Source organism: Methanobrevibacter sp. YE315, from assembly GCF_001548675.1.
Taxonomy (GTDB): domain Archaea; phylum Methanobacteriota; class Methanobacteria; order Methanobacteriales; family Methanobacteriaceae; genus Methanocatella.
In genome coordinates, this window is record NZ_CP010834.1 from 1,725,083 (window position 1) to 1,747,663 (window position 22,581).

General features: G+C 33.2%; 22 protein-coding genes. 7 read left to right on the top strand and 15 right to left on the bottom strand.

The window, feature by feature from the left end:
- Nucleotides 1–125 precede the first annotated feature (125 nt).
- The 5 genes from TL18_RS07900 to tes form a co-directional block, all read right to left on the bottom strand.
- Nucleotides 126–326 carry a histone family protein gene (locus TL18_RS07900; RefSeq protein WP_042691314.1) on the bottom strand — a complete coding sequence of 67 codons (201 nt, stop codon included), beginning with the start codon at nucleotides 324–326 and terminating at the stop codon, nucleotides 126–128.
- Between the two features lie 199 nt (nucleotides 327–525).
- The gene (locus TL18_RS07905; protein WP_067043939.1) at nucleotides 526–1,806 is read right to left on the bottom strand and encodes a tRNA (N(6)-L-threonylcarbamoyladenosine(37)-C(2))-methylthiotransferase; all 1,281 of its coding nucleotides are present in this window, start codon (nucleotides 1,804–1,806) and stop codon (nucleotides 526–528) included.
- A gap of 10 nt (nucleotides 1,807–1,816) precedes the next feature.
- Nucleotides 1,817–2,437: an HVO_0476 family zinc finger protein gene (locus TL18_RS07910; protein ID WP_067043942.1), complete on the bottom strand. Its 621-nt coding sequence runs from the start codon at nucleotides 2,435–2,437 to the stop codon at nucleotides 1,817–1,819.
- A gap of 12 nt (nucleotides 2,438–2,449) precedes the next feature.
- Nucleotides 2,450–2,932 (bottom strand): homoaconitase small subunit, encoded by a 483-nt coding sequence (gene hacB / locus TL18_RS07915; RefSeq protein WP_067043945.1) that lies wholly within the window; start codon nucleotides 2,930–2,932, stop codon nucleotides 2,450–2,452.
- Nucleotides 2,933–3,022: 90 nt separating this feature from the next.
- Nucleotides 3,023–4,528: a tetraether lipid synthase Tes gene (gene tes, locus TL18_RS07920; protein ID WP_067043948.1), complete on the bottom strand. Its 1,506-nt coding sequence runs from the start codon at nucleotides 4,526–4,528 to the stop codon at nucleotides 3,023–3,025.
- A gap of 144 nt (nucleotides 4,529–4,672) precedes the next feature.
- On the opposite strand from tes, the gene TL18_RS07925 reads away from it, so the two are divergent.
- Nucleotides 4,673–5,239: a CDP-2,3-bis-(O-geranylgeranyl)-sn-glycerol synthase gene (locus tag TL18_RS07925; protein ID WP_067043951.1), complete on the top strand. Its 567-nt coding sequence runs from the start codon at nucleotides 4,673–4,675 to the stop codon at nucleotides 5,237–5,239.
- A 33-nt stretch (nucleotides 5,240–5,272) separates the two neighbouring features.
- On the opposite strand, the gene TL18_RS07930 is transcribed toward TL18_RS07925, so the two are convergent.
- The 9 genes from TL18_RS07930 to TL18_RS07970 all read right to left on the bottom strand — a co-directional run bounded on the left by TL18_RS07930 (nucleotide 5,273) and on the right by TL18_RS07970 (nucleotide 15,464).
- On the bottom strand, nucleotides 5,273–6,295 hold the full coding sequence (locus TL18_RS07930; protein WP_067043953.1) for a hydantoinase/oxoprolinase family protein: 1,023 nt from the start codon (nucleotides 6,293–6,295) through the stop codon (nucleotides 5,273–5,275).
- 1 nt (nucleotide 6,296) lies between these two features.
- A complete protein-coding gene (locus TL18_RS07935; protein WP_067043955.1) occupies nucleotides 6,297–7,385 on the bottom strand; it encodes an ATP-grasp domain-containing protein in 1,089 nt (362 codons plus the stop codon).
- Entirely contained in the window at nucleotides 7,369–8,691 is a 1,323-nt protein-coding gene (wecB, locus tag TL18_RS07940) for a non-hydrolyzing UDP-N-acetylglucosamine 2-epimerase (protein WP_067043958.1), read from the bottom strand. The genes TL18_RS07935 and wecB overlap by 17 nt, the downstream gene beginning before the upstream one ends.
- A gap of 39 nt (nucleotides 8,692–8,730) precedes the next feature.
- Complete coding sequence (locus tag TL18_RS07945) at nucleotides 8,731–9,924, bottom strand: MFS transporter (RefSeq protein WP_067043961.1); 1,194 nt, start codon at nucleotides 9,922–9,924, stop codon at nucleotides 8,731–8,733.
- The gene (gene truA / locus TL18_RS07950; RefSeq protein WP_067043963.1) at nucleotides 9,924–10,793 is read right to left on the bottom strand and encodes a tRNA pseudouridine(38-40) synthase TruA; all 870 of its coding nucleotides are present in this window, start codon (nucleotides 10,791–10,793) and stop codon (nucleotides 9,924–9,926) included. Before truA ends, TL18_RS07945 begins: the two co-directional genes overlap by 1 nt.
- A 588-nt stretch (nucleotides 10,794–11,381) precedes the next feature.
- Nucleotides 11,382–11,888, bottom strand: coding sequence for a GNAT family N-acetyltransferase (locus TL18_RS07955; protein WP_067043966.1), 507 nt, complete (start codon nucleotides 11,886–11,888; stop codon nucleotides 11,382–11,384).
- A gap of 56 nt (nucleotides 11,889–11,944) precedes the next feature.
- The gene (locus TL18_RS07960) at nucleotides 11,945–12,802 is read right to left on the bottom strand and encodes an ABC transporter permease (protein WP_067043969.1); all 858 of its coding nucleotides are present in this window, start codon (nucleotides 12,800–12,802) and stop codon (nucleotides 11,945–11,947) included.
- Nucleotides 12,795–13,784, bottom strand: coding sequence for an ABC transporter permease (locus tag TL18_RS07965; protein ID WP_067043973.1), 990 nt, complete (start codon nucleotides 13,782–13,784; stop codon nucleotides 12,795–12,797). Before TL18_RS07965 ends, TL18_RS07960 begins: the two co-directional genes overlap by 8 nt.
- A 54-nt stretch (nucleotides 13,785–13,838) precedes the next feature.
- Nucleotides 13,839–15,464: an ABC transporter substrate-binding protein gene (locus TL18_RS07970; RefSeq protein WP_067043976.1), complete on the bottom strand. Its 1,626-nt coding sequence runs from the start codon at nucleotides 15,462–15,464 to the stop codon at nucleotides 13,839–13,841.
- Nucleotides 15,465–15,780: 316 nt separating this feature from the next.
- Here TL18_RS07970 and TL18_RS07975 point away from each other — a divergent pair, with 316 nt between their 5' ends.
- The gene (locus tag TL18_RS07975; RefSeq protein WP_156064641.1) at nucleotides 15,781–16,497 is read left to right on the top strand and encodes a 4Fe-4S double cluster binding domain-containing protein; all 717 of its coding nucleotides are present in this window, start codon (nucleotides 15,781–15,783) and stop codon (nucleotides 16,495–16,497) included.
- Here TL18_RS07975 and TL18_RS07980 read toward each other — a convergent pair.
- A complete protein-coding gene (locus TL18_RS07980) occupies nucleotides 16,492–17,055 on the bottom strand; it encodes a GNAT family N-acetyltransferase (protein WP_067043982.1) in 564 nt (187 codons plus the stop codon). The genes TL18_RS07975 and TL18_RS07980 overlap by 6 nt on opposite strands.
- A gap of 148 nt (nucleotides 17,056–17,203) precedes the next feature.
- Between TL18_RS07980 and TL18_RS07985 the strand changes: the two genes are divergently transcribed.
- The 5 genes from TL18_RS07985 to TL18_RS08005 all read left to right on the top strand — a co-directional run bounded on the left by TL18_RS07985 (nucleotide 17,204) and on the right by TL18_RS08005 (nucleotide 22,572).
- Nucleotides 17,204–18,151: an ABC transporter ATP-binding protein gene (locus TL18_RS07985; protein ID WP_067043985.1), complete on the top strand. Its 948-nt coding sequence runs from the start codon at nucleotides 17,204–17,206 to the stop codon at nucleotides 18,149–18,151.
- A 1-nt stretch (nucleotide 18,152) separates the two neighbouring features.
- Entirely contained in the window at nucleotides 18,153–18,767 is a 615-nt protein-coding gene (locus TL18_RS07990) for an ABC transporter ATP-binding protein (protein ID WP_067043988.1), read from the top strand.
- Nucleotides 18,768–19,043: 276 nt separating this feature from the next.
- Nucleotides 19,044–20,663, top strand: coding sequence for an ABC transporter substrate-binding protein (locus TL18_RS07995; protein ID WP_067043991.1), 1,620 nt, complete (start codon nucleotides 19,044–19,046; stop codon nucleotides 20,661–20,663).
- Between the two features lie 69 nt (nucleotides 20,664–20,732).
- Entirely contained in the window at nucleotides 20,733–21,725 is a 993-nt protein-coding gene (locus tag TL18_RS08000; RefSeq protein WP_067043994.1) for an ABC transporter permease, read from the top strand.
- Entirely contained in the window at nucleotides 21,718–22,572 is an 855-nt protein-coding gene (locus TL18_RS08005; protein WP_067043997.1) for an ABC transporter permease, read from the top strand. The genes TL18_RS08000 and TL18_RS08005 overlap by 8 nt, the downstream gene beginning before the upstream one ends.
- Nucleotides 22,573–22,581 lie beyond the last annotated feature (9 nt).

Consider the following 22,581-nt stretch of genomic DNA (forward strand, 5'->3'; position numbering starts at 1 on the left):
TATAAATTTTTCTTAGTTGAACAGAACAAGTTGGGTAATTTTAAAAATAAAAAAAATTGACCAAGAAAATGGCCAATAGATTTTTATTATTTAAGCTTTTTTTAGAAAATAACTAATTAGAAAATCTATTTGATTGCTAATTTGATATCTTCAGCTTTTACAGTTTTTCTACCAGCGTGGCGTGCGAAATTAACAGCTTTTTGTGCGATTTCGTCACCTTTTTCTTCTAATGCTTCAGCTAATGCAATTTTTGCATCGTCACTAATTCTTTGTGCGCCAGCATTTTTTAAGATACGACCGACTGGTGCGATTGGTAATTCACTCATTATTACACCTCCAATTAAAAGATAGTATGCAATAGTATATAAAGGTATCGGTAAAAATGCTTATTAATCGCTTATATTATTACTTATCACCTGTTAGAATATGCTTTCGAAATTTGGAAAAAAATATCAGAATTATTAAACTTTAAAGGATAAAAATTAACAATGAAATAAAAATAAGAATATAGATAAAAATAAAAATTTATTCTTCATATAATTCACTTTTAAGATAAGTGGCGGTTGCTTCAGTTATTTTAACTTTAACAAAAGTACCTAACTCAACATCACCAATAATTACAGGAATATATGAATCAGTTTTAGCAATAAATCCACCTTTAGAACCTTTTTCAACAACCAGCACATTTTGGACGGAACCAATCAATTCTCTGTTTTCATCTTCAGTTATTTTTGATTTAATTTCAGATAAAAATTTTGATCTTTTTTTCATAACTTCATGCGGAATTTCCTTAAGTGAAGATGAGATTGCCCCTTTACGATGTTGATACTTTGATAAATGAATTAAACTAGGTTTTATCTCTTCAAGCAATTTAACAGTTAAATCAAAATCATCATCACTTTCTGTTGGATAACCAACAATAATGTCTACAGCCAAGGCGATGCCTGGAATTTCATTTTTGAACTTTGATACAATATCACGATACTGGTCTATTGTATGGCCCCTCCTCATGTCAGCCAAAACTTTATCGCTTCCACTTTGAACAGGTAAATGTATGAAATTATATACCTTCGGATGTTTCATAGCATCGATTATATCATCAACATCATTTAAAATGTTTTTAGGATGCATCATTCCAACACGAACACGGAAATCTCCATCTAAATTGGCCACTTCTTTGATTAAATCTGATAGTTTTTCACCACTGTCCCGACCAAATGCCGCAGTATCCTGTGCAGTGAGCTGAATTTCACAAGCCCCATTTTCAATTGCCTTTTTTGCTTCTTCCTTAATATCGGCTATAGGGTAACTATTCAATGGTCCGCGAGCAAAACGAGTACAGCAAAAAGTACATGCACCAAAACAACCTTCACAAATCTGAATAATATGAATAAGACTATCGTCAGTTAATTTAGGAACACCCACTTTGGATTCCTTTGAAAATCCGCATTCACGAATAACTTCACCACAATAAGTTGCATTAACTATTTCTGCAGCCTTATTTAATTGATGAGGCCCTATCCATGAACAGTTAGGTCCAATCATATCCAATTTTTCAGGATCAATTTCAACCATACATCCTCCAATAATGATTTTTTTATTTGGAAAATCCTCTTGGAGCTTCTGGATTCTATAAGTGACCTTATTTTCAGTAGGCAATTTAACATAACATGTATTCACTATAATAACATCTGCTTCCTCAACAGAATCAACAATGTCAATGTCTCCTTCCTGCAAAATACCCGCTATGATTTGTCCATCAGCCTTATTGAATGTACAGCCATATGACTCAATAAATACTTTCATTAATTTCACTCTATGATGTTTTTTTAACAATATCCTTGGTTAAATCATAGTCATAATTGTTGAATTTAACCGGTTTGGAATAAACTCTTCTGATGACTGATGCTTTTGCAAAACCGGAAGTTAATTTTCTTTCCTGTGTTTTGATAACATGCACTTTCACAATATGCTTATCAATTTTAACAATATCCCCCGGAGCGATTTCGAAGTCCCTTTCCAAATCAAGTTTATATGAATCCACTTCACCATGCAAATCAACAGAAAAACCTATGCGTGCAGGAATTTCAACTGAAGTAGACCATATGGTATTTATATCTTCAATTTTGGCTTTTTTAACTCTTTTATCGCCAACTTCAATACCAGTTACTTCGACTTGCCCCAAATCAGAAAGCAAAATATCTCCACATTCCAATTCATCACTAGGTGATAAATTAATAGTTGTCTTATGAGATTTATCCTGCTCTGAAATAATTAACCTATAAGGTTTAGGCTTTTTTAAAGAGATAATGTCTTTAAAAACATGACCGCAGTCTTCACATTTCAATAAATATTCCTCAATTAATTTTTTCTTAGAGGATTTCTGTTTCGAATTTAAAATTTCAATATCATCAGAACCACAAATTGGACATTCCATTTTCGTGCCTCCCTAATCATCTTTTAAATAATGGTTTACTAATCCGCCATCTTCCAAAATGCTTAACATGAACTCCTTAAATGGTTCGAAAGTTTTAGTTTCACCAGTAGTTTCATTAATTAAAGTTCCTTGGGATAAATCAATGCTTATAATATCTCCATCTTTAGCTTCAATATCACTTACGATAACCGGCAAACCAATATTAATCGCATTTCTATAAAAAATTCTTGCAAACGATTTGGCGACAATTGCACTGACCCCTGCTGTTTTGATAGCTACTGGAGCCTGTTCTCTTGATGAACCGCAGCCGAAGTTTTCATCAGCAACGATAATATCTCCCTTTTGAACGTTTTCCGTGAAATCCGGACGTTCGCCTTCCAGTACATGATCAGCCAAATCTTGAGGATTAAATGTCCTCAAATATCTTCCGGGAATAATAACATCAGTATCGATATTTTCCCCAAAAGTCCATGTTTTTCCTTTAATAATATCCATTATTATCACTGTAAAATTGATTTTTAAAAAAACGAGTATTTGGGATAAACCCAAATACAAAATTAAGTTAAGGTGATTTTTATAAATAATTTAATCTTTCTTGTTAAATGGTGTTGAAAATTCTCTTTCAACACTTTCACGATAAATTGAATTCATTGTACAGAATGGTATAATCCTACCATCCGGTGTTGCATAATGAATAACGCATTTTTTAACTCTATCCTCATCAAAGTTGAAAGGATCCATGAAATGCATACATGAGATAAGCATTGCATCTTTGGAAAATTCTCCTAAAGCCTCATAATCCCTTTTAGCAAACACGTTTAATAAGATTTTGGTAATATCCAAATCTTTAGGTGATCTGCTTGGATGAACTAATTTAGGGAGATTTCCAGTTAATCCTGCAAGAACTCTTTTATGGGAACCGAACTTGCCTTTTTTAAGCTTATCATTATATTCATCTAATTTAGCAAATAAATCATCAACATCAATGAAATCTGTAATAGGGATTAATTTATCTTTACCCTCCCCTTCGGTTTTTTCTCTGAATACGTAAGTAGCAATTCCACAATGCTCATGACAATTCAAGGTAACTTTAGCGGAATCTTCACCATCAAGCAGGGATATGAATTCTGCAATTGGTTCAACACAGGATGGTGGGTAAAAAGCACTAGTCGGTACTTGACCATCTGTCTCATCTTCAATAATTTTTATGAAGTCAGGAATTGTAATTCTTTGTTCTTCTACCTGATCGGCAGGGGTTCTTCCTGAAAATGATACTGGTTGGAAATTGACTCCATAAATAATATCATTATTGTCAAATGCGAATTTAATAATTTCTCCGACTTGATTGTCATTTACTCCTTTAACTAATGTAGGAACAAGCACTACACCTAAACCTGCTTTTCTACAGTTTTCAATAGCTTGAAGCTTATCTGGAAGCAAATCCCTACCTTTATTTGCAATATAAGGTTCTGGAGTTACACCTTCAAAAGAGAGATAAACAGTGTTTAGACCAGCATCCTTTAATTGTTTAGCCAAATTTTCCCTTTTAGCCAGTCTAATACCATTAGTAGCTATTTGAACATGAGTAAAACCTTCTTCTTTAGCCATTTCAATAAGTTCTACAATGTCTTTTCTAACGGTAGGTTCACCACCTGCATACTGAATAGCAGGACATGGATTAGGCTTTAGATTTCTTAAATTCTTAAGCATTTGCCTTATTTCTTCTTTAGTAGGTTCATATAGGTACCCTGCAGCAGCCGCATTAGCAAAACAAACAGGACATCTTAAATTACACCTATTAGTTACATCAATCAATCCTAAAACTGTGGATGTTTCGTGTTTAGAACATAACCCACAATTGCTTGGACAAGTTCCCAAATTATCAACACAGGGATTTTCAACAGGAGTAACGGATGGAACATATTGTTTTACATTATTATACAATTCCTCATCACTCCAGTAAGTGTTAACAAATTCCCCATGTTCATCACAAGTTTTTTTGATGAAAATCTTACCATCCTCATCATAAACTTCCGCTTCGATAGGTTTGCCACACTCTGGGCATAAACTTTTTGTACCTTTAATTTTCAAAAAAATCACCTTTTACTAATAATGTTTTCATCATTAGTACAAACTTACATAATATTATATATTTAAATTAATGTAATATTTAAACTTAATTAATATATACTAGTTTTAACAAAATAGTAGTAAAATAAATTGGGGAAAAATTAAATGGCTAATGATTTGGGAATGATATTAATTACCTGTATTGCAGTACTTTACTTTATTCTTCCGGCATATTTTTCAAATGGTGCTGGATTACTATTCGGTGGAGGCCTGCCAGTTGACCTTGGAAAAAGTGATAGTCATGGCGTTCGCTGGATTGGAGATGGAGTAACTTGGAAAGGGTTAATTGGAGGAACCATCATCGGAATCATAACCGGAGCCATTCAAGGATTCCTTGCCCCTCAGATAATTGCAGAATTTGGACAGTATATCACTACCCCAATTGTAACAAGCATCCCCAATGGAATATTGATTGGATTCTTACTTGGTTTTGGAGCATTATTAGGTGATGCAATAGGTAGTTTCTTAAAAAGAAGACTTGGAATTGGTCGTGGAAAACCTGCTCCAATTTTAGATCAGCTTGACTTTCTGATAGTTGCACTTATCCTAGTCTCATTCGTTGTAAAACTTAGTCTTTCATTTGTAGTAATAGCAATCGTATTAACCTTAATCATTCACTTATTAGCCAATACTGGCGCTTATCTACTTGGTTTGAAAGACGTTTGGTACTGATTTTAAAAAAAAGTAATTAAAAGAGAATATCTTTTAATTTAAATATCTGTTCATCATTACTGCAGTTCCAACTGCAGGAGCTACAACACATTCTTCATCCGTTAAGATATCCCCCATGGATTTAACATTCAAACCTAAAAGTTCTGCTGCTTTTTTATCAAGAATATCTTTTCCAAGGCCTGTTGTGACAATTAAATCTAAATTTTGAGTTTCAACAACTTGTTTTAAACCATCTGCAATCTGTTCAACTTGCTTTTGATGAATGAATTTAGATATCTCAACAACGTCATCCATGGTTATCATTTCCAAATCAGCACATACTACACGAGCTATCCTTTTAGCACAATCCATTTTGGATTTGCCTTCACCATCAAATGTATCACAGACATAATCTTCTTCGCTTATCAAGTCTAAAACAGTATATACATCAGCAGTTTGTGCAAAAAGTTCACTGGCCACACGATATTCTTTTCCATTAAGTTCAATTTTATCAAGGAAAGTTGCCAGATTGGTCCTTAATGTTCCAGTATATACCAACTCACCGGTAGCCGACCTGTCAAAGTCGGATTTACCGATTGCACATTCCTTTCCATCCTTAATTGGTATAATGTCTGTTGTAGTGCTTCCAGTATCAATAAAAATACAATTATCTGATATCAAAGTTGCGATTTGGGCTGTTGCAATCCAATTTGCGGCTGCTGCCTTTAAAGGAGTCTGTTCAATTTCTTCTTTAGACAACATTCCGTCGATTCCGACATAGGCAATAGGACAATCAAAAGTTTCTTCACATTTTTTAACTACATCCAAAACTCCATCTTTTTTTGTGTCATATGCATCAACAAGCTCTGCAGTCATGGAAATGCCAACAGCATCTATTTCAGACATTGGGCAGATATTTTCAATTAACTCAATTAATACTCTTGATAAATCATCATTTTTGCACCACATAGGAAGATATGCAAAATCAACTTCAATGCTCTTAATATTATCACCATCAAAGTCGATGACTGCCAAATCAGTGTTTGCACCGCCAATATCAAATCCTGCTACCTTCATATTATATTCTCCTGATTTCCAAGGAATCTCCAGATTTTCTAAACTCCACTTCACCATCTAGAGAAATATCCAAATCATCAATATCCACATTTCCGTCAATCAAATCAATGACGGTTTTTCCAATGTTAAAATTAGCAATCTTATTTAAACCAACATATGGTGTTGTGAATCTTGAGTTGATTTCCAATAAATAAACTGAATAGATGTCTTTTTCATCGGCATTAATCAACAAGTCAACACCGACAAATCCTTTCATTCCGTCAATGGCTTCAACGGCTTTTGTTGCAATTTCAAATGCTTCATCTTTGTATTTGCTTTCATAAGGAATTTTTCCACCAAGATAGGTTCCCTTATCATCTTTTAGTTCTACAAACTGTTCATTCAAACTTATAGGAATCGCTTTTTTACCATCTGATATTAAGCTAACGCTAACATCGGTTCCTTCAATATATTCCTGAACAAGAATACGGGAGCCCGGTTCGAAAATCTTATCCAAATCCAAAGTTAAATCTTCAATCCTTTCAATCACGACAATATCCTCACAGTCAACACCAATCAATGGTTTTATGATTAGTTTGAGAGGTGTTAATGGATCTTCTGCTTGCCATTTTTCATGCAAATTTTCAATTGCCCTTTTCCAATATCCCTTTGGGTCTATTTTAAATCTGAATGATCTTGGTTGGGGAACAATATTGTATAATGCCTCATAAGTTTCAGATTTGTCAGATGCTTTTAAGCAAGCTTCAGCTGAAGAATTATATATTTTTACGTTATTTTCTTCAAATATTTTAGTGATATTGTAAAGGTTGTTATTATTTTCGGCAGATATGAAAATGGCTTTATCAAATTGTGCCGCATTTTCTTCAAGCCAGGAAATGATGTCCTGATTGATTAGAATCGGATTGACATTAGCATAATCTTTCACAATGCCATCATAAGATTCATTGATAACTAAATCAACATTAAATTCTTTTAAATCTTCTAAAAGTGCAAATATTAATGCTTCAGCTTCTGAAATAATACATTTGTCTTTTTCTCCTGAAGCAGTAAAATACTCAAATACTAAAATTGAATCATTCTCTTTTGTCATAAGTAATCATCATACCATTTAAATTTAATTCATCATTAGGAAACTGCATTTTATCCCCATCAAAGGCCATGTGAACAAGCGCATTTTCCCTATTTTCAAATTCTTCAACTGATATATCCTCAGTAATCTTTATCATTTTCCTTGTAAATGAAGTCATTATGTCTTCGGGAGCTTTAATATCCAATAAACCCTCAGCATAATATTTCTCCATTGCATCTACAGTCAGCTCTGCTGAATTTCCCTGACCATATGGATTGACAGCATTCCTCATCTTATCTGCAAAATCCTTATCATCAAGGATTTTTCTGGCATTATCAACAATAGCCTGTTTATCAGAACCTACGAGAATATTTCCCCCTGCAGTTACAGTTTCTGGCCTTTCAGTATTATACCTTAAAGTCAATGCAGGAACATCCAATGTTATTGCCTCTTCCTGAAGACCTCCAGAATCAGTTAATATTAAAGTCGAATTTGAAGTTAAAAGTAAAAAATCAAGATAGCCTAAAGGTTTTATAATATGAACGTGATGTAAATCATTTAACTCATCAAATAAGCCAAAGTTTTCTAGTGTATTTTTTGTTCTTGGATGAATCGGGAAAATGATATTCATATCATCCAATTCCTTAAGTGCATCAATGATATTGGTAACTCTTGTTTTGTCATCGACATTTTCCGCCCTGTGCATTGTTAAAGTTAAAATGTTATCCATATTTTCAATATCTAACTTTTTGAGTGATTCCTCTTCAAATCCTCTTTTTTGAGCAATTTCCAAATGTCTAAAACAAGCATCAACAACAGGGTTTCCTACAACAAAAAGATTTTTTCTTGAAAAACCTTCGGCCAAAAGATTAATGGCTGATTCATTTGTTGGAACAAAATACATTGTTGAACATACATCTGCAGCTCTGCGATTTACCTCTTCGGGCATTGTCATGTCAAAAGACCTTAATCCAGCTTCCACATGACCTATTGCAATATGCAATTTAGCTGCAACAAGCGCTCCAGCCAGAACAGCATTGGTATCACCTTGCACTAATACGATATCTGGCTTTTCATCTAAAAGAACTTCTTCAATGCCTTGCATCATCAGTCCAGTTTGCTTTCCATGGGTCCCAGAACCTACATGAATATTATAATCAGGAGTTGGAATCTCTAAATCTTTAAAGAAATTATCGGACATTTCCTTATCATAATGCTGACCGGTATGTAAAATAATCTGGTCAATGCCTCGTTTAGAAATTTCATCAATAATAGGCGCCATCTTTATAATTTCGGGTCTAGTTCCTAAAACAGTTGCTATTTTCATAATGTTAATATATTTATCAAAATAACTTAAAAATTTTTTTTAATTTTTCAGCGCATATAAACAAATCGGCAATGCAAGTAATGTGATAAATGAAGATATGAAAAATACTGGTGCATAGCCGGAACTAGCGGATACAAAGCTTCCAAGCAATGCCGGGCCAAAACCCATTGTTGCATCACAGAAAATGAAAAATGTTGATACTGCATATGAACGGCGGCTTTCAGACACGTTACGTGTTACGATAGTAGTACATGCTGAATTCAATGTACCGAATCCAAGAGCGCAGCATACTGCACAAATATAAACTGTAAGATAAGAAGGAATCCATGCAATCAATAAAAGGCCAATTGATTGGGCGATTATTCCAACAATACAAATTAACTTATCGCCATGATTATCCTGGATTTTACCCGCAATAGGTCTTGATAGAACCAAAACTACTGAATATATTATGAAAAACCATGAAAATGCAGTTATCAAATTAATCTGAGCAGCATAAAGCCTGTTGAATGATAAAATTGAAATATACCCCAAACTTGTCAGGGCGGTGAAAAGTGAAACAGGTATTGCCTTGATTTCCAAGACCTTTTCAATGCCTTTATAATTTTTTTCTTCAGTTTTTTCAACTTGTCTTTGGCGGTTGACACCTGGATCCTTTTTGCTGACATCCACAAAATAAATGAAAATCAATGCCAGAGCACAGAATATGCTTGCTACCAAAAAGCAGCCTTGAGCTCCCACAGTATCATAGAGAAATCCTGAGATGAATGGACCTAATCCAACAGCAATTGTTGTTCCCAGCATGAAATAACCGAAAGCTTCACTAAAACGCTTTTTAGGAAGTACTGCAGTAGCGATTGTGACAATTGCATTAGCCGATGCTCCGAAACCTATCCCATGAATGAACCTGACAATCAAAAGCAATGTGACATCGCTTACAACAAAATACAAAAGACAAGCTAAAAAATGAATGCTCATGAAAATCAGTGCAGTCTTTTTCCATCCGACTCTCTCCAGAGCATTTCCGGAATATATTCTTGAACAAAGTCCTCCAAAAATATATATTCCGGAAACAAGACCTGCAATAGTTGCAGTTGATCCCATTGCAGTAGCATATTCAGCAACAGTAGACATTAGAGCATACATTACCAAGGCTGTAAACAGCAATGCTCCAAAAACTAAGAAAAAAGGTTTTGTAAATATCCTATCTTGATTATCTTCCAAAGTATTCATTATTTCCCCTTATGCAAATCCTGTAAACTTTTTACCATTGATTCTCTAATAGCATATCTTTTTTGTAAATCGGACAATGAATCGACAAGATTACGTCTGAATCTTTCGCATGCATAATCATCATAAGTGAATCTGATTCCATCATATTGAATATCCATCAAAATTAGATATTCGGCTTCCATGACTTTGATGTAGGCTCTTGGCTCATCTTCTCCAGGATTTAATAATCTTTCCACATCATCCAAATCCATTTTTCCAATAGCCACATCAACAAATACCCTCATCATTTTTCTTACCATATTCCATAAAAATGATTCGCCATAAATATCCACAAATATCGGAGAAAGGGTATCATGAAGGTTAGGGAATTCCTTTTTGTGATAATCGTTCAAATCAACTTTTGTGATTTTAATGTCATCGATTGTCCTTGTGGTGGTTTTTTGGAACCTCTTGGTAAAATTCGTGAAATTGTGAGTTCCCTTAAATATTTCAGCACACTCTTGGAGTTTGTCAATATCCAAATCTTGGAATAGCATGTATCTATACTGTCTCATTTGGGCATATCTAGGCTTAAATGCATAACGTACAGGCGCCTTTGCTAATATTTGAATATCATCAGGAAGGGAATTATTGATTTCATTGACCCTAACTTCCTTTTCAGACTGAAAGCTAATGACATTACCTAAACTGTGAACGCCAGCATCAGTTCTTCCAGCTATTCTGAATCTGGACTTTTTTAAGTCATCAATGTAGTCAAGTTTACGCAAATGATAGATTAACTCTTCTTCGACTGTTCTTAAGTTGGGTTGTCTTTGAAAACCATGAAAATTAGTCCCGATATATCCGATTTTTAGTGCTGTTCTTTTCATCACTATAATATTTTAAAATAATATCAAATAAAGTTTAAGAAATTGACTTGAAAAAGAGGAGGGTAAATAGCTATTAAAGAATAGCTATTTATGGTTATATGACTTTATTTATACAAATTATACAATTAAATAATAATTTAATAGATATGGAGTAGCTATATTAATGTTAATTTCATTTTTCTGAATTATTCAAAGAAAATTGTATAATCCAATTTATAATTAATAGTAATAACTATATAAATATTTTTAATACAATTTTTTTCAAACAATAGTTTTAATCTAAAATAGGCAAATAAACATGATTATCATGTGGAATTAAAGTCAAATATTACATTAAACTGACACTCACTGATTAAAATCCGTTTATTTGAATACGGTAATACTTTTCATTATTGATTAAAAGTAATTAGAATTTTTTAAAAAATCTAAATTAAAAAGTTACAATTGATTAAAGACTTATTTAATCTTAAAATTAATTTTTAAGAATTAATTAATGATAAATTAAGAAATAGAAGAAAATAAGTGAATTATATAATAAGTAATACTTTTTTATAAAATAATACTACTAAACATTAAAAGAGACTGATTTTAATTCAAAACCTTCACCATATGATTTGTTTCATCATAGTCATCTTCCTCGACAGTTATCTCATAACCCATTGATTCCCAAAAAGCCAATGCAGCATCGAGATACCTATGAGTATTCAGATATATTCTAGTATAACCTACTTTTTTTGCAAATTCTTCCATTGCATTTACAAGACTCCTGGCTATTCCACGTCTTTTATATTCTTCATCAACCATTAAACGCCAAACACTTGCAGTATCCTCTTTTGAATAAATCCCTCTAAAAAACTCATAATCCTTATCATAAGCACGGATAGCTGCCGTTGCAACAATTTTATCCTCGTAATAAACTACAAAAAATGCATTGCGAGAAGGTTTAATATAATACTCATCTATCCCATCGATATCATAATGAAATTCGGGAGTGGGCCCGATATCATATACCTTTCTTATTTGACCATATAGGAAATCCTTTACATTTTCAATTTCTAAAGGATCATCATTTAGTTCTTTGATTGTAAAATCCATAATATCACTTAAAAATTTTAAAAAAAAATAAAATAGAGAAATTATTAAAATTTCCCTTATTCTTGAGCAGTTTCCGGGTTAAGCAATTTCTCAACATTTTCCCCAATGAAATCAAATAATAACACAACAATTAATAATGACATACCAGGGAAGAATGCCAACCACCAATATCCAGAAGATAGATAATGCATAGACTCAGACAGAATAACACCAATAGCAGGTTCATGAGGAGGTAAACCAAATCCTAAAAATGTAATTGCTGCTTCGTGCATAATCGCGTGAGGGAACATTAAAATCACCCCAACTATAATCTGGGAAACGATTAATGGGAGAATGTGTTTAGTTGCAATCCACACCTTTGATTTACCTAGATTTTCTGCTAAATGAATATATTCCTTTGTTCTGATTTCCTTTACTTCGGATCTTAAAACTCTTGCAAGCGGTGTCCAATGTGTTAGTCCAACACCCATAACAACACCAATAACTCCTCCACCAAACATGATGGAAACAAGAATGATTAAAAGGATGTGAGGTATTGAACCGAACAAGTCAATGATACCTGCAACAACTTCATCTGCAAATTTATTGAAACTTGAGAATAATCCGAGAATAATAGAAATAAATGTACTTATTACTGATGCAATGAAACCTACCATAATACTTAATCCAAGACCTGCAACGGTTCTTTGAAACATATCCCGTCCCATCCAATCGGTACCGAAAATATGCTCAAATGAAGGCATTTGATTAGCACTAATGAAACTTGTCGGAATATCTCTAATAAAAAAACCGCAAATAAATATTACTAGAATAACTAATGCTGAAAGAGCGATAATGACAAGGGTTTTAGTCCTGAGATTTGCAGGGTATAAAAACCACTGTTTTTTATCATCAGTTTGCCTTTTCTTAATCATTAAATTCACTCTCCTTGATTCTTGGATCGATTAGATAGTAAGATAAATCCGCAAGCAAGTTACCCACAAATACAAATATTGCACTGAATATTACAATTCCTAAAAATAGAGGCACATCACTGTTAAGACCAGCGGCTACTGCAGTTTGCCCAACACCAGGATATGAGAATACCTGTTCTACAAGCACTGCCCCTCCAAATAATTCACTGAAAGATAAAAATTGTAATGTTACAGCAGGTAACAGAATATTTCTTATTCCATGATTTTTTACTAAATCCCAACCTTTTTCACCTCTTGATTTTGCAAACAATACATAATCAGAGGATAACACTTGGATCAGTTCATTACGTGTATACATTGCAATCGGCGCTAAACCAACTAGACTCAATGTTAGTGTAGGCAATACCAATCTTGATGCCCACTCCATAAATGTGGCGTCAGTACTCTTTACACCAATTGGAACACCAAATCCTATTGGGAACCATCCTAAATAAACAGCGAATACCATTAAAACAAGCATTCCAACCCAAAAAGATGGTGCGGATTGAATTGCATAACAGTAAACTTTCACCGCTTTATCAATCCATGATCCTTTATTCTTACCGGCAACAACACCCATTGCAAAACCGATGATTCCACTTAATAACCATGAAATAGCCATCAATACAATGGAAGCGGAAGCCTTGTCAATTATAATATCAATAACAGGTGCACGATATATTAAGGAAGTTCCTAAATCAAAATGTACAAGGTCAACTAACCAATGGAAAATTTTAGTGGTTAACGGAACATTAGTACCGAAATATTCCTGAAGAATTTGCCTTTGTGCTTCTGATACTGCAGCTTGTCTTAAATAAGCATTAACTGGATCGATAGGGGATAAATCTAATAGTATAAAACTAAAAATTGCAACTACAATTATTAATATTATAAAACGTACCAACTTGTAGCCGAAAAACTTTAATAATTGATTTTTGTTCAAACAAATAAACCCCCTTGAAAATTTTTAAAAAAAATAAAAAAGGAAAAGAAATATTTAATTGGCTGTGGAATTGGTTCTAGTCCATTCACAGATGTTAATTAATATATCATTTCCTAAACCGTCAGGTTGCTGACCAATGTCAATTCCATCTTTAATGAAGTAGTTGTAGTCATAGTTTACTAACCATGCAAATGGAGCATCTCCAGCAGGACCCCAACCTCCGCCGTTAGCGAGAGCGGATTGAGACCATAATGTGTTAGCTGCATTTAGGTCACTGGAGTGCATTGCATCATCCATCAATTTATCGGAAGCAGTATTGTTGTATAAGCCTGGGTTCATGTAGAATCCATCAGCGTCTTTACTGTGATATTGTTGATAGATGGATTTATATGGGTCTGGAGAAGTTTGTTGCATTACTGCTGCTGAAGAGTACATGTTATTATAAATAGTATCCCAGTCAGCACCAACTAAGTTTACTTCAATTCCAATGTCTTTTGCTTGTTCAGCAAATACTGTTGCTAGAGATTGTCTGTCAAGGTAATCTGGTGGGTAGTATAAATCAAATGATGCTTTTACACCGTCTTTTTCAACGATTCCATCACCATCAGTATCATTCCATCCACCATCTGCTAAAATTTGTTTAGCTTGAGCGACATCCCCATCTTTGACTTTAGCATCAGGGTTTGCGTAAGCTCTTGTATCTACACTGGTATATTCTGGACTAGCGTGACCTGCAAATATGTCATCACACATAGTTTGACGATTTACACCGACATTTAATGCTTCTCTGATTGCTTTATCAGCAGTTACATTATTACCGATTTTGACAGTTCCGTTCCAAGTTTCTCCAGTGTCATTTTGATAAGGGAAGGATATACCTTGTGCTCTACCAGCTGATTTTTCAACAAATTGGTATCCATCAACAGTTTGGTTCAATGCGGAAGTTGCTACAGGAACTACATCCACATCACCGGATTTTGCCAATTCTAACCAAGTTGCTTCTTCAGGGAATAATAAGGTAATTTGAGTAAAGTAAGGTTTTTGGTCATAATAATTATCGTTTATTTTGAATATTGCTTGTTGACCTTTATCCCAGTGGTCCAATACATATGGTCCGGTACCGATTGGGTTTTCACCATAAGTGGTATTGTCATATGAATCAGAAGGAACAATACCAACATATCTTAAATCATAAATGAATGTTGATCTAGGTTCAACTAAATCAAATTTAACAGTAGTTTTATTTACTGCAGTAACGTTTGCAATATTTGTTAAATCCAATTCAGATTCAGTAGTTTTTGCAGTGTTGAATGTAAATGCTACATCTTCTGCATCAAAAGTGGAATTATCTGAAAATTTAACGTCATCTCTAACATTTACTGTCCATGTTTTCCCATCACCACTGATTGAATATCCAGTAGCGAGGTCTGGAACAATACTTCCATTCTTATCTGTTTTAAATAAACAGCTTTGTACTAAAGGATTGTAGTTTTGGTGTCCGCAACCCCATCCAACAAGAGGGCTGAAACCTGCTTCAGGTTCTTTAATGTTACTGTGTGCCGCTACAGTCAAATGGGTAGGATCCTCATCATGTGAACCTCCCATAAATGCTAAAGCGCAACCAACAACAACAAGAACAGCAGCAATACCACCAATAATCATCATTGTTTTTTTATCCATAACTTTTCACCATAAAATTAAATACCCTATTAAAATAAAAGTATTACTTTTTTACATAATAATAAGTGATTAGTAATACTATTTATAATTATTTTAATATTATGTAATATATTACACACATAAATATAAAAAGATATTTATTACTTTTAAAATTTGATTTTAATATGAAAAAAATAATAAAAAATAACTAAAAATATGAATGAACCCTTAAATTATTAAATGCCATTTTAAGAAAATATTATATGATAAAACTTTAAAATAATACAAAACTAAAATAAATGACACACTAAAAAGTAATACTTAATTAACTATAAATATGATTAATCGCAAATATTCGGCCATGAATCTATCTCTTGAACTTAAAAACTATCTTTTGAATAACGGTGCAACGGAAGTAGGTTTTGCTGATATAACAAATTTTACACCGAAAAATGGATTAAACAATGGAGTTGTTTTTTATATAACCTATCCAAAAGAGATAATAAGAAATATGCAAAATGCCCCCACTCCGGAATATCTTAAAGAATTGATTAGTTTGAATTCTAGATTAGATGAACTTGGGATGAAATGTGAAGAATTTTTAATCGATGAAGGATTTAATGCTTATGCACAAACAAAAAAGAGATTGGGAAGTGATTTTGGTGAGTTTAATTCATTTGAATTGCCCCATAAAACAATAGCAACACGTGCGGGCCTTGGATGGATTGGCAAATCGGCATTATTTACCACAAAAAATTACGGATCAGCCCTAAGATTATCATCAGTTCTGACAGATGCTCCCTTAGATATCGGAAAACCAATTTTAAAATCAAAATGCGGAAAATGCATGGAATGTAAGGACGCATGCTTTGGAGGAGCCATAAGCGGATTAAACTGGAATTATAACCTTAAGAGAAATGACTTTTATGATGATAAGAAATGTGAAAAATATGCTCTGAAAATTTCAGAAGAAAATCTAGGAAAAGCAGATACCGTATGTGGAAAATGTATCTTTGCATGTCCACATACACAAAAATATATAAAAAAACTATAATTTTACAGCATAAGACATAGTATTATCTGAAGGATTAATTTCCAAACCTTGAATTTTTTTATCCATATGGACTGTTTCCAATTCATCATTTGCATCCAATGCAACAACAAAACCCATCTTTGTCCAAAATTCAAGAGCTCCATCTAAATTTTTGTGAGTATGCAAATAAATGTCATTGTAACCTACCTGATTTGCAAAATTTTCAGCCACACTAAACATTTTAGAAGCTAAACCACAACGCCTACATCTCTCATCAACAAATAACCTCCAAATACTGGAAGTAGTGTCTTTTGAGTAAAGATGTCTGAATTCTGGAAAATCCTTATCATAAGATCTTATACCAATTGTAGCTATGATTTCACCAGTTTCTTCAAAATATGCAACATAAAAATTGTTCCTTTCGGGATTGATATAATATTCATCAATTTCTATAATGTCCTGATGCCACTCCGGAACATAATCATAGCCAAATTCTTTCTTTATCATTTTAAATAAAAATTCTTGAACATCTTTAATCTGTTCTGAATTTTTACTTAATTCTTTAATAGTAACATTCATGGCAAACACCAATCAGAAAAAAGTATTACTTATGTAAAAAAATTTATCCAATTAGTAATACTTTTTTGTAAATTTTGAATAACTTTAATATTAATAAGATACAAATTAATATTTAAAACTTATCATTTGAAATTCATTAGGTGATTTAATGGAAAAATTATTAGATGTGGAGAATGTTTCAATTTCATTTATTCAATATACCCAAGGTTTAAATCAAAGGGATTTAAAAGTTATCACCGATTTAACCCTAGATATATCTGAAGGTGAAATATTGGCAGTATTGGGTTCAAGCGGATCAGGAAAAAGCTTACTCGCACATGCAATATTCGGAATTCTACCAGAAAACGCTAACTTAAACGGGAAAATCAAATACAAAGGCAAAGAACTATCACAAGAAGACAAAGAAGAAATCAGAGGAAAAGACATAGTGCTCGTGCCACAATCCGTGAACTTCCTTGACCCATTAATGAAAATATCAGACCAAGCAATCGGACACACCGAAAGTGACGAAGAAAGAAAGCAGAAAAAAATAAAGCAAAGGGAAATCTTTGAACACTATAACCTAGGACCTGAAGTTGATGACATGTATCCATTCCAACTTTCCGGAGGAATGGCAAGAAGGGTACTTGTTTCAACAGCACTACTATCCGATCCCAAACTAGTAGTTGCAGACGAACCGACTCCGGGACTCGACCAAAAAACAGTCGAAGAAACACTAAACCACTTTAAACACATGAAAGATGATGGAATAGGAGTACTTCTCATCACACACGACATTCACGCAGCACTAGAAGTAGCTGACAGAATCGGAATATTCTACTCAGGATATGTAATTGAAATCGCACTTGCCGAAGACTTCTCAGGAGACGGAGAAAACCTACTACATCCATACACAAAAGCACTTTACAAAGCACTGCCTGCAAACGGATTCGAACTAACAAAAGGACACCAGCCACTACACGGAGAAATCCCTGAAGGTTGCCCATACTACGACAGATGCGAAATGAGATTTGACAGATGCAAACAAGAAAGACCTGAATTAATTGACTTGGGTAACAAAAAAGTCAGATGCTTTAAATATGAAGGAGGAATATAAAATGGAACTTAAAGCAACAAACATTTCATTCAAATATCCTTCTGCAAAAAAATATTTGCTGAAAGACATTAACTTAGAATTGGACAATAATAAAATAATTGGATTAATTGGAGACAGTGGAAGCGGGAAATCAACATTATGCAAAATACTTTCAGGATATGTTACAAAATATGAAGGTAGTGTAACATTTGATGGAAATCCTCTCCCTACAAAAGGATTTAAACCGGTCCAACTAATATATCAACACCCTGAAAAAGTAATGAATCCGAAATGGAAAATGGATCAAGTATTAAAAGAATCCTGGGATGTGCCGGATGATTTTTTAAAGGAGTTCGGTATTCAAAAAAGTTGGCTTACCAGATTTCCACAGGAGTTATCCGGTGGAGAGCTTCAAAGATTCTCAGTGATGAGATCATTAAATCCAAATACAAAATTCTTAATAGCTGATGAAATGACAACAATGCTTGATGCAATTACTCAAGTACAAATCTTAGATTCCGTATTAAAAATAGTAAAAGAAAGAAAAATGGGATTTTTACTTGTAAGTCACGACATGGATTTAGTTGACACTATCTGTGATGATAGAATATATCTAAAGGATATCAACAATATTTAAAATTTATCTTTTTTATTAAACAAACAACCACACCAAAATTAAATTTTAATACATATAATTAACTAAATTTAAAATTAGTAATAAAATATGTTCTAAAAAATCATGAAAAATTATACATTTAATACTTTTTTTATAGATTTAATGAAATAGTAATACTTTTTTTAGGAATATTTAAATAGTTATAAAATAATAAATTATTATCAATTGTTATTAATTATAGTAATAAAAATAAACAAATAATTATGACAATTAATTTTTATTTAATGGAGACAAAAAATGGATAAAAAGATTTTAATTGGGATTGCAGCAGTAGCCATAATAGCTATTGTTGCTGGAGCCGTCCTTATGGGCGGTTCTTCTACACAAAGAGCTGACGATGAACTTGTAGTTGCTGCTTATAGTCACGGAGGAGAACCTGAATCTGGTTTTGATCCGATTCTTGGGTGGAACTACTTAGCAGAACCTTTGATACAATCAACACTGTTAAAAATGACACCAGATATGACCTATAAAAATGATTTGGCAACAAGTTGGGAATCAAATGCCAACTTTACAGAATATACCGTCAAAATCAGAGATGGCGTTAAATTTACTGATAACACAACATTAGATGCTGAAGATGTTGCATTTACATATAATATGGCTAAAAATAATGGAACAAGTGAATTAGACTTTGGTTCATTTGAAAATGCAACTGCAGTTGATAAAAATACTGTTAAATTTAAATTAAATACTCCTGATTCAACATTTGTCGATAAACTTGCATATTTAGGTATTGTACCTTCCGATTCATACAACAATGAAACTTATGGATCAAATCCTGTTGGTTCAGGACCATATAAATTTGTACAATGGGATAAAGGTCAACAAGTAATCTTAGAGAAAAATCCTGATTACTATGGAAAACAACCTGAATTTAATAAGTTAACAATTTTATTTGAACAAAACGAAGCTGCATTTAATGCTGCTAAAAATAAAGAAGTTGATGTAGCTGCTGTACCTTTAGCATTCGCTAACGAAACCGTTGATGGATATGACATGAAATTACTCGATACTATTGACGTAAGAGGTATGTCATTCCCTATCACTAACAATACTGGTGAAAAAATAGATGATGCACCAGTTGGAAACAATATTACTGCTGATAAAGCCATAAGAGAAGCATTGAATTATGGTATCAACAGAACTCAAATTGCTCAAGGAGCATTAAATGGTATTGGAGTACCTAACTATGATGGTATTGCACATACATTACCATGGGCTAATAAAGACGCAACAATCCAAGACGGTGATGTTGAAAAAGCTAAACAAATCCTAAGTGATGCTGGATGGAAAGATACCGACGGCGATGGAATTGTAGAAAAAAATGGTACAAAAGCATCTATTAACGTATACTACTCCGCATCTGCACCAGAAAGACAAGCAATTGCAGTTATGGTTGCTGAACAAGCAAAACAGTTTGGAATTGAAGTTAATGCAACCGGTGCTGAATGGGATGAAATCTATAAGCATGAATACAGTGACCTTGTTGTATGGGGATACGGTTCCACTGACCCATCAGATATGAAAGGTAAATACTACAGTCAAAGTTTCGTAGATGGTGTTGGTAACCCTGGACACTACAATAACAGTGTTGTTGATAAACACATTGATACAGCAATGGGAATGGAACGTAATGCTTCATTCGCTGAATGGTCTGCAGTATCTTGGGATGGAAACACTGGTATTTCACCTAAAGGTGATGCAGCATGGTTATGGGTTGGCGAAATCAAATACGGATACTTCGTAGATAAAAGTTTAGACATATCCGAAGACACTGCACTTATCCAACCACACGGTGGAGACATCTTCTCCAACATCTGTGATTGGCATCGTGTATCATCTATTGAAAAATAAAAATTTAAATTAAAATGAGTTGAATTCATATTTAACTCATTCTCTTTTTCCCTTTTTAGGAGTTATTATATGATTAATTATGAAAAATTGTTAAAATTTTTAGGAAAAAAAATCGTGAGATTTTTTATATTACTTGTTTTTGTCATTTTATTAAGTTTCATACTAATTGATTTTTCTCCTATCAATCCTGTAAAAACATATATCAGTAATGTAATCATATCTGCAGATCAAATCGCAAAATTAGAAGCCTACTGGGGAGTGAATGAACCAATTACAACTAAAATGTTTAATTGGTTAGGGAATGTTCTTCAAGGAAATTTAGGGACTTCATTAATTTTTAGAATACCTGTAATTGATGTGATTAAAGAACGATTTACTGCATCTTTAGTATTAATGATAACTTCTTGGATATTTTCTGGAGTTTTAGGATTTTTATTAGGAGTTGTAGCAGGATTTAAAAAAGATACAATAATTGACAAAGCAATAAAAGTATATTGTTACATATTACAATCCGCACCTGCATTTTGGATAGCATTAATAATGCTTATGGTATTTAGTATATATCTAGGATGGTTCCCAAGTGGATTAGGTGTTCCAATAGGAACTTTAAGTGAACATGTTACATTTTGGGAATGGTTAAACCGTCTAATATTGCCAATGGTCACATTAAGTATTGTTGGAGTGGCTTCAATTACTTTATATACTCGTGATAAATTAATTGAAGTAATGAACAGCGATTACTTCCTATTTGCAAAAGCAAGAGGTGAGAGGGGTTGGGATATTATAAAAAGACATGGAATACGAAATATATTACTTCCTGCAATCACATTACAATTTTTAGGATTTTCAGAATTATTTGGTGGAGCCGTATTGGTTGAACAGATATTTACATATCCTGGAATTGGACAAGCAGCGGTGTCCGCAGGTCTTAGAAGTGATGTGCCATTACTTTTGGGAATTGTAATTTTTAGTGCAATATTTGTTTACTGCGGTAATTTAATAGCAGATATTGTTTACAACTTTGTTGATCCAAGAATTAAGGAAGGTGAAGATGATGGTTAATCCTAATAGAAAAAGTTATAATCCCCTTTCAAGAATGAATTTGAGGCAAAAAACACTATTAACCATTGCTTTAACAGTCTTAATATTACTATTAGTAGTAATTTCAAGTTTATTCATCAATTCTAATGATATAACAACAAATTTCAGAATAATGAATCAACCACCAAGTTTTGAACATTTATTTGGAACTGATTGGATGGGTAGAGACATGTTTACCCGTACTTTAAAAGGTTTAGGATTAAGTGTTCAAATTGGAACAGGCGCATCAATATTAAGCAGTATTATTGCAATTGCAATGGCACTTATGGGAAGTATAAACAAATATTTAGACTCATTAATGTCTTGGTTAATTGATTTGTTCTTATCAATTCCACATATTCTATTAATTATATTAATCTCAATTGCTTTAGGTGGTGGAGCATTCGGTGTCACAATGGGTGTTGCAGTAACTCACTGGACTAGCCTTGCAAGAGTATTAAGAGCTGAAATTAAACAGATTAATACTTCTGATTATGTGAAACTATCTCAAAGGTTTGGAAAATCAAAATTGTGGATTGCAAGAAAGCATATATTGCCATTAGTTATTACACAGATTATTGTCGGAACAATTTTAATTTTCCCTCATGCAATCATGCACGAAGCAAGTGTAACCTTCTTAGGATTCGGTTTATCACCTCATGAACCTGCAATTGGTATTATCTTATCAGAATCAATGAAATACCTTGCAACCGGTGACTGGTGGTTGGCATTGTTCCCAGGATTAGCATTGTTAATCTTAGTATTATTATTCGATATCGCTGGAGAAAACATTAAAAAATTATTAGACCCAACAAGCGCTAATGAATAAGGTGATAAA